The 13,015-nt window shown below is 58.4% G+C and carries 8 protein-coding genes and 2 pseudogenes; 1 reads left to right on the top strand and 9 read right to left on the bottom strand.

Going from position 1 to position 13,015, the window contains the following annotated elements:
- Positions 1–10: 10 nt before the first annotated feature.
- The 9 genes and pseudogenes from U5A58_RS26045 to U5A58_RS26010 form a co-directional block, all read right to left on the bottom strand.
- On the bottom strand, positions 11–388 hold the full coding sequence (locus U5A58_RS26045) for a hypothetical protein (protein WP_321915709.1): 378 nt from the start codon (positions 386–388) through the stop codon (positions 11–13).
- Positions 389–428: 40 nt separating this feature from the next.
- Entirely contained in the window at positions 429–518 is a 90-nt protein-coding gene (locus U5A58_RS40890; RefSeq protein ID WP_415774294.1) for a hypothetical protein, read from the bottom strand.
- Between the two features lie 502 nt (positions 519–1,020).
- On the bottom strand, positions 1,021–3,954 hold the full coding sequence (locus tag U5A58_RS26040; RefSeq protein WP_321915710.1) for an EAL domain-containing protein: 2,934 nt from the start codon (positions 3,952–3,954) through the stop codon (positions 1,021–1,023).
- A 655-nt stretch (positions 3,955–4,609) separates the two neighbouring features.
- Positions 4,610–4,738, bottom strand: a pseudogene (locus U5A58_RS26035) (IS481 family transposase); the annotation flags it as partial.
- Between the two features lie 17 nt (positions 4,739–4,755).
- Positions 4,756–6,309 carry a methyl-accepting chemotaxis protein gene (locus U5A58_RS26030; RefSeq protein ID WP_321915711.1) on the bottom strand — a complete coding sequence of 518 codons (1,554 nt, stop codon included), beginning with the start codon at positions 6,307–6,309 and terminating at the stop codon, positions 4,756–4,758.
- Between the two features lie 217 nt (positions 6,310–6,526).
- Positions 6,527–7,123 carry a DUF1269 domain-containing protein gene (locus U5A58_RS26025; RefSeq protein ID WP_321915712.1) on the bottom strand — a complete coding sequence of 199 codons (597 nt, stop codon included), beginning with the start codon at positions 7,121–7,123 and terminating at the stop codon, positions 6,527–6,529.
- A gap of 257 nt (positions 7,124–7,380) precedes the next feature.
- Entirely contained in the window at positions 7,381–8,529 is a 1,149-nt protein-coding gene (locus U5A58_RS26020; protein ID WP_321915713.1) for a porin, read from the bottom strand.
- Between the two features lie 512 nt (positions 8,530–9,041).
- Positions 9,042–9,786, bottom strand: a pseudogene (locus U5A58_RS26015) (LysR family transcriptional regulator); the annotation flags it as partial.
- A 68-nt stretch (positions 9,787–9,854) separates the two neighbouring features.
- Complete coding sequence (locus U5A58_RS26010) at positions 9,855–11,357, bottom strand: succinate CoA transferase (RefSeq protein WP_321915714.1); 1,503 nt, start codon at positions 11,355–11,357, stop codon at positions 9,855–9,857.
- Positions 11,358–11,523: 166 nt separating this feature from the next.
- Between U5A58_RS26010 and U5A58_RS26005 the strand changes: the two genes are divergently transcribed.
- Positions 11,524–12,438 carry a LysR family transcriptional regulator gene (locus tag U5A58_RS26005; RefSeq protein WP_321915715.1) on the top strand — a complete coding sequence of 305 codons (915 nt, stop codon included), beginning with the start codon at positions 11,524–11,526 and terminating at the stop codon, positions 12,436–12,438.
- The last annotated feature ends 577 nt before the right edge of the window (positions 12,439–13,015 follow it).

The following is a 13,015-nucleotide window of genomic DNA, read 5'->3' as shown; positions in this document are numbered from 1 at the left end:
ATCAGCATCCTCACTGACTCTTGTTCAGGCCGGGCAAGACCATTTGAAACCAGAGGGTTTCAATCACCGGGTGCTGGATCATTGCAGGATTCGAGGCGTAGTAGTTGTCCAGCCCCTGGCGCACGCTGTCGAGCGTCTGGCCCTGCATGCCCTTGCCAAAGCGCAGCGAAATATCGCTGTTGCTCCCACTATTGCCGGCGTAGGCACGCTCGACCTCGAGCAGATTGGCGATGCCGACGAGGTACGCTTTCTTTTCAGCTTCCGAGGACGCCGTCCACTGCTGCCCCGTGACAATGGGAACAGTCTGTGCATGAGCGACATCGCCCAGCATTGACAGAGGCAGGAGACTCAGAGACAACAGAGCTCGCCATTGCGGTTTGGTTGCCATCACTCACTCCATGAATATTGTCATGATGTCCGCCGCCAACTTAATCGGACCACCTTGATTGTGTTCTCAGGCCTAGATGTCGGTGTATCTTGTTCCAAACATTGCCGTGCAACGCACGCGCCTGCACCAGGCGCTGCTCATCGCGTCCGCCCGCATTTTTCGTTTCGACCTTACCATTGATACAGCCTGTTTGCTAACGATGCTCTGATTCATCAATTAGCAAGCATTGGGCATGCGATGGCTAGTGGCGAATCATCCAGATTCATCATCTGGGCACCTCATGAATATTGCGAAATACGAATAGATCACTAAGTATACAACCCTGCCATCTGTTCAAGAATAGATCAGAAACTCAATGAAACGTACATTATTGATTCGAGAATTCCGGCGCTCACATTGCGACAGGTCGAGTCTGAGAAAAAAGACAATAGAGCCAAACCGGTAGATCACCAGAAGCACTCGCTGTCCATTCTGCCCGCCTCGGTCGTCGGCCCGGTAGTCGGTGCAGGTATCGATTCGGTCCCATGCGACTTTGCCGTCGAATCGGGACCCTCTGCCGCTGCCACTATATGGCACATCGCTGGAGGCGCCCTGTACGGCAATACGCCAACCGCGATTGCCATCATGCGCCCCTAAGGTTTGCCGTCGGACGCAAGTTTAAGATAACGGGGAAGTGAAGAAATTTCAGCCTTCGCCAGCGGCTTGCTGTAGAGGAACCCTTGCGCGACCTCACAACCATGAGCATCGAGAAATGTCGCCTGCTCTATCGTCTCAACGCCTTCCGCAACGACCCGCTGCCCAAGGCAGCGTGCGATGGAAAGGATTGCCTTCACGAGCTCGGCATGACGCCGGTCGGAAGTGACGCGCTGAATGAACGTACGATCGATCTTGAGCGTATCAATAGGAAAACGGGTCAAATAACTGAGTGCGGAGTAGCCAGTGCCGAAATCATCGATCGCGATCGATAACCCCATATCCTCGAATGCCAGAAGCGCGCTCATGACCAAATCATTCTCCGCAAGCAGCAGGCTTTCGGTAATCTCAAACTCCAGCCACTGGGGTTGGCAGCCTGTTTCCTCGAGGATCTCTTTTATCACCAGCACCAAGTCGCGCGACTGAAACTGCCGTGCAGACAGATTGATCGACACCTTGTGCCGCACGCCTCCATCCGTATTCCATTCGGCGGCTGCACGACAGGCCTCGCGAAGCACCCATCGCCCGAGATCGACGATTAGACCGGTTTCCTCCGCAAGCGGTACGAACTGACCAGGCCGAACGAATCCCTCGCCGGGACGTTTCCATCTCAGCAATGCTTCCGAGCCGATGACCTCCGCACCCTGGAGCAACACCTGCGGCTGGTAGTGCAACTCGAACCCACCTTGATCGATCGCGCGGCGCAACTCCGACTCCAGCAACAGACGGGCGGTGGCCTCGATGGTCATGTCTTTCGTATAAAAACGAAAACCTCTGCGCCCTGAGCGCTTCGCCTGGTACATTGCCGAATCTGCATATCTCAGCAAATCCTTTGCATCCGTGCTGTCGTTTGGATAAAGCGCAATTCCAATGCTGCATGAGATGAACACCTCTCTCCCATCGAGCAGGAACGGCTCATCGAGCCGCTTGATGATCATCTCCGAAATCTGTTCGAGAATGCCGTGATCGCAAACCTCGGGCAGCAGAATGGCGAACTCGTCGCCCCCAACGCGGGCGACCGTATCGCCGGCACGCACGCAGTCGAGCAGACGACACGCCGCCTCGCGCAGCAATTCATCACCGACCGCGTGGCCCAACGTATCGTTGACACCCTTGAAACGGTCCATGTCGATCATCATGACGGCTGTAAAGCGATCGTCTGCACTGGTGGTCAGCGCCTCGCGCAACCGTTCGTTGAACAGGACGCGGTTCGGCAACGCGGTCAGCGAATCGAAATACGCCATGCGATGGATTTTTCCTCTGGACGCGTGAAGTTCCGAGATGTCCCGCCCCACGGCAAGAACCGTTTCCACTGTACCGTTCGCTCCCAACTCCGGCGTCAACCTGAGCAGGTGAGTGAGTTGTCTTCCGTCGGAAGCCTCCCAGGTCAGCTCGAACTCCCTGTCGCTTGCCGTTGCGAATACTTCCCCAAGTTGCCGCTCGTAGAGAACGGTACCTCTCCCCCCTGGGAACTCACTAGGCGACTTGCCGAGCAGCGCGTTTGCCCCTCCCCTGGTGAGCGAAGCGAAAGTCGGATTGACGTACAGGCGTCTGAAGTCCCCTCCGTAGCGGGCGACGGTATCGGGCGAGTTTTCAACGAGGGTTCTGAATTCGCGCTCGCGACGGGCCAGTCTTTCGTCGAAACGGCGCCGCTCAGTCATGTCTCTTGCCACGCCGAGCACGCCCGCTACCGCGCCTGCCGCATCGAATACCGGTAGCCGTCGAGTCTCAAGCAGCGTACGTTCTCCGGTCGCGGGTGCGACTACCCACTCTTCGTCGACGCAAACATGCATTGCGTCGATGGCCGCCTTGTCGCGCTCCAGGAAGAAGTCGGAAAGCTCGGCATCGAAAATGGCGTAATCGGTTCTCCCAAGAATTTCAGCTTTCGATTTACCAACAAAACGCTCGAAGCTCTGATTGCACAGCAGGAAAATTCCGGTCGTACTCTTTAGCCACACCATGTCGGGTATGGTGTGCAGCACGGTGATCAGCTGCGCGCGGGCCTCTGACAGTTCGAGTGCCTTGTCTTCAAGGCTTCTGTTGAGCAGAAGAATCTTCTCGTATTGCGCCCGCTGCTCGCACTCCGCCTGCTTACGTTCGGTAATGTCCTGAATCGCCCCGATCAAGCCAGCCTGGCGGCCCTGATCGTCGTGGAAAACGGCCTTGCTGAATTCCACGTCGCGCGCCTCTTGCCCCGCGTTCTGGACCTTGAATTCGTAGCGCTGAATCCCGCCTTGCGCGAAGAGTTCCTCGTCCTTGGCGAAATAGGTTTGCGCCAACGCGTGCGGGCTCGTCTCGAAGACGGTCTTGCCGACGAAGCGCTCCTTCGGGACACCCAGAAATCCTTCAAAGGCCCGATTCAGGTGCAGGTACCGCCCCTCTCGATCCTTTGAGAAGACGGGAATCGGGATGGTATCGAGCAACGATTCGAGGAACGACTCGCGCTCACGGAGTTTTGCCTCCGCGCGTTTGCGCGCAGTGATGTCGAAATAGACTGCAAGCACCCCGCAAGGGCCCTCCTGAACCGGATCGCTTATGAACTGCACCAGGTAGTGCGCGCGCTGCGGCTCGGGCAGGCCATCGAACGACAGTTCGAGTTCGCGCGCGACGCCCGTGTTAGCGACCTCCCGAATGGCGTCCACGTACTGCTGCAGCGCATTCGGCGACAACAATCCGGTTTCGGTACCCGACGCGCAGGAACCGCCAGATACATTTCCCAGCATCGCCAGGGCCGCGCTATTCATGTAGCGCCGTTGACCATGTGCGTCGTAGCGGATGACCGGCATAGGCAGGTCACTAACCGGCACGCAGTAACCGTTTCCGGCGTCCATCCCAAGGTTTTTCATGCTGTCAAAGAGACTGAGTGCCCGCATAACGCCATCGTCTACGCAGTCGTCCCCGGAATCGGCAACTTCCTCAACGCGCAACACGGCATGCTATCAGCTAAGTATCGGCCAGACACAAGAATTCTGAAGTGTCGATGGCAAGATGATCGTTTCGCTATCTGGATTGGAGGCGTCCTGACATCGGGTGAACGTTCTGTATTCCTTAACCGGATAGTCAAAAGCGTAGGCATCCGTTCTCTCGAGTCAGTTTCGGCTTCGCGATTTTTTTGGGCAGACAGCGACCGGATGAAGCGTCAACGAAGGCGTGCGGCCAGCCACAGATGCTGCGTGCGCTGCGCTGGGAATCGGGAGCACGTTCTGATTGCTATCTCACCCGCCGCCGGGTCACAACTTTCACGCTGAAAGATTCGGCGGGACGCATCCCGATATGCCATCTGCAATCCGCGCACACGGAAGGACCCGACTACCGAACCGGAAAAGCATAGAAGGCGGCGGTTTTCCCGGCCGACTCGTAGCGATCGCCCCGGTCGGATGAGTGGTTGCGATTGCAGCCGGAGCTGGCGCAATGTCGGGACCCATCGACACCCCGTGTACGATATCGATAGAGGCACGCAACGCGTCCCGGCATGCGGCTGCGGGTTCGATGGTCAAGGTAAAGGCCATGGAATGCTGATGACTATTCGCAGTATTCCGCGCCGCAATCGATTAGCACGCGCAGCAACGGGGTGCCGAAACTGTCGGAGAACGGAACGACGCGACCGTTAAGCAGGTCAGCCGCCGGCAGGGGTGTCTTGCGATCGTAGAGGGTAGCGACTCGCCTGACCTTCCTCAATCCTTGACAACGAGAAATATCGACACCACGTTCTCCAACTTCCCCGCCTGCTCCTTCAGCGACAGGGCGGCAGCTGATGCCTGCTCCACCAGCGCAGCATTTTGCTGAGTCACATGATCCATCTCCGACACGGCTTGATTGACTTGTTCGATATCCTTCGATTGTGCTTCCGACGCGGTGGTGATCTCGTTCATCAAGGCGCTGGCTCTCCTGACTGAATCCAGTATTGCCTCCATTGTGCCGATCGCGCTATCGGCTTGCCTCGCGCCCGCTTCAACGCGTTGTAGCGAGTCGGTGATGAGATCCTTGATTTCCCTGGACGCTGTTGCACTGCGCTGCGCAAGCGAGCGCACTTCGCTGGCGACCACAGCAAAGCCTCGCCCCTGCTCGCCTGCCCGGGCTGCCTCGACGGCTGCGTTCAGTGACAGGATATTGGTCTGAAAAGCGATGCCTTCAATGGCGCCAATGATTTCAGCGATCTTTCCCGATGAGTCGGAGAGGCCTCGCATCGTTTGCACGACTTCCTGCGTCGCCTGATTACCCCGTTCCGTGAGTTCCGCTGTATTCCTCACCACCTCGTTCGCCTGCTTCGCATTATCAGCATTCTGGCGCACGGTCGAAGTCAGTTCGTTCATCGACGCGGCCGTTTGCTCAAGCGACGCTGCCTGCTCCTCCGTACGTTGCGACAGATCCAGATTGCCGGCCGAAATCTCCTGAATGGCGGTTGTGATCGACCGTGATCCTTCTCGCACCGCACCGATTGTCCGAACGAGCTTGCTTTGCATCACATCCAGGCCCGACATCAACTGCCCCATCTCATCGCCCGAATGAACTTCCACTTCCGTCGTCAGGTCTCCCTCTGCAATCGCCTTGAAGTGGTCCAGTGCCCTTGCAAGGGGCAAGCCGATTGCCCGTTGCAGCGACCACCATGCGAAAACAGCCGCAGCCAGGGCAATCGCGATACCGATGATCGCTACTCCAACAAACCAGTGAAATCGTGATTGTGCGGTGTCAAACATCGCACGTGCGGTCGTGATCTGGATCGCGCCGAGCGCGTCCATGCCGTCGGACACGTCAATAAACAGTGAAGGCGGAAGGTTCTTCCATACTTCGGGAATCTTCGTGGCGTCGTGGGTTGCAATCGCGCTGAACATGAGGTCAAGCCCGTTTGCGACGAGTGCGTCGTATTTGCTGTTGACGTCCGTCGCGCGCTGTGCCTCTTCCGGACCCGAAAAAGGCAGCTCACGGTAGGCGTCCCATGCCTTCTTCGAGGTACCAAGCAAATCATGGGCCGTCTGGGTCTCCTGTTCAACTTCCGGACTGGCTGGATCGAGCGCGATGCGATACAGCCAAAGACGCGCCCTGGACAGCGCTACATTCGACTGACCCAAAGCCTCTGAAGAGGCCAGACGGCTGGCATACAGCTGCTTTACATCGCCGTTGCTCATCAGAACACCCATGACTCCCATGAGTCCGCCGATAACTAACAGTGCTGCAAGGAAGCCCATCGCCAACGCGAGGCGGGTGCGAATGCTGGCATTTTTGGTCATAGTGACAGTAGTTGGAGCAAGTGTTTGAACTCTGATGCGTGCGCTCGCGCCCGTTCAACGCGGTGCGGGATGCGAAGATCACAGGTATCACTAACGTCCAGAATCGCCATTGCATTAGGAGGGAATCCAGAAGAGACATTATTCACGCGTTATCTTGTAGTGATCTCTGCATGGTGATATAAGAAGGACGCGGAGCGCACAGGCAGAACCAGCGCGTTCAATGAACTAGGGCAACCGTGTCGCTGCCTGACTCGAACAGTGCATAGGGATGTTTGTCTCCCACGACACGTTCAATTAATTCAATGTGCTCTGGTGAATGTGTCTCTACGATCACAAGGACGTTTCCGCGTCGGACCGCTTCGACAAACTGCCTGTAACGCTCGCAGCTCTCGTCGATACCCAACGTGGTCGAGAGCCACTCTCCAAAAACCATTCCCACCAGCGTCAAGGCAAACACTGCGCTGCCCGCAATTGTTATGCCTTCGGGTGAGAGCAACATTGTGGCGAGTCCCGCAATTGTTCCGACAATTACGCCTGCAGCCATGCCGCGTGAAGTGATTGCCTTCAACTCACTCCCCTCGACCAGTGATGCTTCGGGCAACGCATCCATTTCGATGCGCTGATTCGCAACGACGCGAATATTGCGTCGCTTGATCCCGTGCTGCTCGATAGCGTCAACAAGGGAGCGCGCCGCCTCGGCGCCCGGGAGAAGGAAATACACTCGATGCATGGTTGCGCCTAGACTCGTCATGGGCTTACCTTCAGGGTAGCGACCAATTTCCGTGTTACGTTGATCTGGCTCAATCGAGATCATCGCGGCTTGCCGGACTGGCTTAGCGGCAAGTCGCGGCGTCGATGACAACCAGTTTCGCCCTGCAGGTCGTCCAGCACCATCCACAGGAATTGAGGGGCGTGGAGGCGCGCCTTGTCGGCGAACCTGCCGTGGCGCATCGGGCGCGTGTCTCGCCGACGTTCATCCCTCCATGAACTGCGACGCTGCGACCCGGCTGCGACTCAAGCGACGTTTTGCAGCGCTGTTGCGAGCCGGGCGCGAGGCGTCCCCTGCCGCAACTAGAACATCTGGCGCATGCCAATCGCTACACCGACGTTGTTGGTTCGACCGATCTTGTCGACATTGCCTGTGGCAGGGTTGGTCACGCCCGGATAGTCGGCGGCAAAAGCACCGTTGCCTCGCGCGAAATCCGCGGTGCCGTACACCTCGGTGTGCTTCGACAGCGAGTACTCGGCGAGCACGGTGGCCGAGTAGTTGATGCCCGACCCGAGCGTACCGTCGAGTCGTTCCGCATTACGCGTGTGACCGTAGTAGCCGGCCACTGTGATCAGCAAGGGATCGGTCACCTGCCAGTTGCCACCGACGTAAAGCGTGTCGTCGATACGGTTCGGGCTGCTGCCCCGAAGCGTCGGCGCACCGGCTTGCTGCATGTTGAGATCCGTTGTGCCGGTCTTGTCCTGACCGTGCAGCCAGCCGGCCAGCAGACGTACGCTTTTGGTGATCTGATAGGCGCTGCTCACATGCAGGAAGTTGACCTTTGCGCCATTTACCGAACTGCCGTTCAGTGACGAGACGGAGGTCTGCTGGAACCCTGCGTTGATCGACGCCGGCCCGCGCGAATACGTCAGTTCCACGCCGTACGTGCTGTCGAGGCCCATCGCGCCGGCATGGTTACCAAAGCCATAGATTGCGTCGATCGCCAGTCCGTTGGACGAGAACTTGTATTTGACAGAGTTCGGAACGGTAAGGTAGTCTCCGATTCCGTTGTACATCCAACTGTCTTGCCAATAGTCGCCAACTGTCATCGGGTCGAAGATATCGCCCATGGTGTCATAGAGAGGCGCGTACTGGTTACCGAACGTCACAGCGCCGAAATGGGCACTTGATAAACCGACGTACGCCTGCCGGCTAAACAGCGTATTCGGTACGTGCAGTTTCCCGTCACCAAGTTCGAAGCCGTTCTCAAGACGGAAGATCGCCGAGAGGCCGCCGCCCAGGTCTTCGCTGCCGCGCAACCCCCAGCGGCTGTGCGTTTCCGGACCGACCGTCATGCCGATCAGATCTTTCCCATCGGCTGCCGCGTTCGTCTGATAGCGGATTGCCGTATCAACAAGCCCATAAAGTGTGACGGAACTCTGTGCGAAAGCCGATGACGCTACAACGGCTAAAAGTGTGCCAATGGCGTGGGGAATAACGACTTTTTTCATTGGATTGGCCTCCCGGATCGATAGCTTTTTCGGCAGAGAAGACGAACTGCCAGTTGAACGATTGAATCGAGGCGGGAGCATAGTTCGTCATTTTTTGAACTTATATGGACCAATCTGGATTAACCATTTCCAGAATCAACAAGGATTGTGAAGGTCACGACGGCATCAACCGATAGCCCAGTAATCAGTCACGAGCCATCGTCCGGCAACTGCTCGTCGCATTATTCAGTGTGGTATGAGTGCAACGCAGCAAACGGCCGGTCAGACGAAGCTTGTTGCTTCGCTATGTCAGCTGAGACTCAAATCCGGAAACTTGACCGATCCTGCCGTCGCCTCCTGAGCCGCCCGCCAAGCGCTCGGGGATTCGCCGAGAGCGGACGATGAGCAAACCGAAGGGCGGTGGAGGAATTATTTGCAGCCATACTGTCGTCAGCGCGGATCTCATGTCGTCGCATGCAGCGCGTCACGCTTGTGATCGCCGTATCTGCAAGTTGGTCCAGCGTAAATTTTTTCAGAGACATGTCGCGCGTGGTCACTCGTGGCAGATGCGCGCGCATAAAGCCCGCCCGTGTCTTCGTCTTCGCATCGACAAACTTACGTGACGAATATAGCGCAAACACGATGACCTCCTGCAGGATGTGCCGCGGCAGGACGCGCATGAGCGCGCCACTGCGCAGACCTTCCATTGACGCATAAACGGGCAGCATGCCGATCCCCATGCCGTCTTTACTCGCCACCGCGAGCGATTCCGCAAATCACCTGCACCGGTCCACTCACGTCCATTTCCGCGTTGCCTTCCAGTCCTTCGAGCGTCCATTCGTGCGCGGGCGACGTCGGCGTCTTGAGGATCAGACTGTCATGCTGTGCGAGATCGGCGTGCGTGCCTGGTGAGCCACGTGTGTCAGAGTCTGGCAGTGAAGTCGAGGTCACCAACGATGCATCGCTGGCGACCTCGAACAGATCTGGGCAAGCACTGTGAGAGCGGGAATTCGACCGTCACGTCGGGATGCAAGGCGCGATACTGTGAGCTCGCCGTTAGCACGTAATGCTGCCCGATGCTCGCGAAGCTTGCACCGCTTCAGATAGCATTCTCCGGCAGTCATAAGCGCGAATCGACGAGTCGAGCGGCTGAATAGCCGTACCCGCAGATGCGCCTCCAGTTCCGAGAGCGCGCGAGACATGGCGCCCGTAGTCGAGTTGAACGACTGCGCTGCGGCGGTGAAACTACCGGCCTGGGACATGGACAAACAGGCGCATATTTTGTATGCGTATTCGTCAGACCTTCAGTCGTTCTCCTTGTTCCACACATCAAGTCGGCCGCGTCGTTACGCCAGCGCTCGATCAGGCCGCATGCTGTGGTGCTCACGATAGTGTCCGTGCCATGCAAGCGCTTCTTCGATCAGATGGGGCGTCTGTCCGCCGCGCGCCACCGCCTTTGACACATAGTCGAGCAGCGCGTCCCGATACAACGGGTCCGCGCAGTGCGTAATGATCTGCAGTGCGCGTTCCCGAGGCGCGAGACCGCGCAAGTCGGCCAACCCGTGCTCGGTGACGATGACGTCGACATCCTGCCCGATATGGTCGACGTGCGACACCATCGGTACGATGCTCGAAATGTCGCCATCCTTCGCCAGCGACTTCGTCACGAACACCGACAGGTAAGCATTGCGCGCAAAGTCGCCCGAGCCCCCGATGCCGTTCATCATGTGCGTGCCGCCGACATGCGTGGAGTTCACGTTGCCGTAGATGTCGCATTCGAGCGCCGTGTTCACTGCAATGACGCCCAGGCGGCGAATGACTTCCGGATGATTGCTGATCTCCTGTGGCCGTAGCAGGACGCGCGACCGATAGCGGTCCAGCCCCTTGAAAAAGCGAGTCTGATATTCGCTCGATAGCATGATCGCGGAGGCACATGCGAAATCGACACACCCAGTGTCGAGCAGCTCGATTGCGCCGTCCTGAAGTACCTCCGAATACATGCGCAAGCCGCGAAATCCGGAATCGACGAGGCCATGCAGCACCGCATTTGCGATGGAGCCGACGCCAGCCTGAAGGGGCTGCAACGAGGGGCCAAGCCGGCCCGCGCGAACCTCATGGGCGAGAAAGCTGCCCAGGTGCCTGGCTATCTGCGTGGTATCGGTATCTGGCGGAAGAACCTTGTTGGGGCTGTCTCCCTTGCTCGTGACGACGATCGCTGCAATCTTTTGAGGATCCAGAGGAATATACGGAAGCCCGATCCGCTGTGCAGCGTTCGTGAGAGGGATAGGCTCGCGGGTGGGTCGGGACAGCGGCGAATAGACGTCGTGCAGCCCTTCGAGCGCGAGCGGCATCTCCAGGTTGATTTCGACGATGACCTTCCTTGCTAGCGCGGCGAATACTGCCGAATTGCCGACCGACATCGTCGGCACTATCCCGGCTTCGCTCACGGCCACCGCTTCGATCACGGCCACGTCGACGGGTCCAAGGTATCCGTCTCGCAGCTGCTCCGCCATTTCCGACAGGTGAAGATCGATGAACGTCGCCTCGCCGGCGTTGATCTGGTTACGCAGGGTCCTGTCCGACTGAAAAGGCATGCGCCGGCGGATGGCACCCGCTTCGGCGAGGACCCCATCGACCTCGTACCCCACCGACGCGCCTGTCATCAGCGTAATCCGTAACGACTGCTCGCGCGCACGCGCAGCCAGCGCGAGAGGGACCGCCTTGCAGTCACCCGCGGCACCAAAGCCGCTCATGCCAACGGTCATGCCGTCAAGAATCAGCGATACGGCCTCCTCTGCCGTCACAATCCTGTCGCGAAGCTGCGGCAGGCGAATCCGCTCCTCAAGCACCTCTGTCTCCCTTGATATAGGACTGGCTGCCAATACGGCGCGATCCGTACGATGAATGGCGTCTATCCGACTCGATACGTGATCAAGTTTAGTGAAGAATCATCGATGCATAACGTGATTTAATATCATGTAGTCCAGTCGTTTTTTTCATGCAGCGTCCACGGACATGCCCATCGATATCCGCGCATTGCGCTACTTTGTGGAAACCGTTCAGCTGGGCAGCTTCACCCAGGCTGCTGCCGCGGTCTTTGTCACCCAGTCGACAATCAGCAAGATGGTGCGGCAGCTCGAGGACGAAGTCGGCCAACCGCTTCTGATCCGAGACGGCAGACAGGTGCAGGTCACCGACGTGGGGCGCATCGTTTACGAACGCGGCTTGCAGGCGCTGTCCGTGATCCGCGAACTGCAACTGGAGGTCGCCGACGTCGCACAGCTCGGTCGCGGCCAGCTCACCGTTGGCATGCCACCGATGGGCAATCTGTTTTTCCCGGCCGCAGTCAGAGCCTTTCAGCAACGCTACCCGAAACTCGAACTGCGGCTCGCGGAACACGGTGGGCAGTTGCTCGAGCAGAAGGTCATCGCGGGTGAACTGGAAGTCGGCGCGACGGTACTGCTACCCGGAAGCACCCAGGAGAAGCTTGCGAGCCGGGTGATTGCACGCTACACGATCTGGGCCGTAGGGCCACGCGAGGCGCCCTGGGCGGGGCGTCGTACCGTCAGGCTCGCGGCGCTGAAGGACCAGCCGCTGATCCTGCTCGACGACGGTTTTGCGCTGACTCGTCGCCTTCACGCTGCGTTCCGCGACGCCGGCATCGAGCCGACCGTTGTGGCCAGAAGTGGACACTGGGATTTTCTCGCGGCGATGGCGGGAGCGGGACTCGGGACGACTTTCCTGCCCGAACCGTTTCTCGCGCGCCTCGATGCCAGCAATCTCGCCCTCGCGAGGGTCACGGAGCCCTCGCTCGACTGGACGCTCATGCATATCTGGTCGCCGGATCGCTACATGTCACACGCCGCGCATGCATGGCTTGCCATATGCGACGAAGTGTTGGGCAAACAGGCGCGCGTCGGCACACTCTAGTCCGCTGCCGCACCCAGCGACGGGCAGGAACATCACCCTGTCACGCGTAGCAGTCGATTACGTCAGGCCGCGCTGGCTTACGGCATGTTTGCCCGGTCAGCACTGTCCGTTTGCCGGTGCGTCCGCCGGCGCGACGCCTTTTCTGATCCTGCCAATTTTTCCCCAGTTTCCTCGAAGCCCTAGCCTGGACAAAACGCCAACCCATACGGTTGGCGTTTTATGATCCGGCGAGATAGCTCGCGGCGTTCCTATCAAACATGTTGCTCCGCGTTTCCATGCAGAAGCTCCCCTTGTGGCTTGGCAGACTGAGAATGAATAGCGGATATACGATCGTGCCCGGCTATATTGAGCAGATCCAGTGCGACGTCGATGTTCTTGTCCTCCTGAGCGCCGATCACGCGCCGTCGGCCAACTCCAACAGAAATCTGCTACGCACACGACAGCCTTCTCTGCGGCACTTTTTTCGCCGCAATCGTGTGGATCGCCCGACAACTGCCGAAGAATCCGGGTGCGTCATCGAGGGAAAACGCAGGCACGAATGAGCACGCATCGTTAGCCGCAAAAAAGAATCGGGCGT

Origin of the sequence: Paraburkholderia sp. J7 (assembly GCF_905220155.1) — a bacterium.
GTDB lineage: Bacteria > Pseudomonadota > Gammaproteobacteria > Burkholderiales > Burkholderiaceae > Paraburkholderia.
This window is presented reverse-complemented; position numbering and strand designations above follow the sequence as displayed.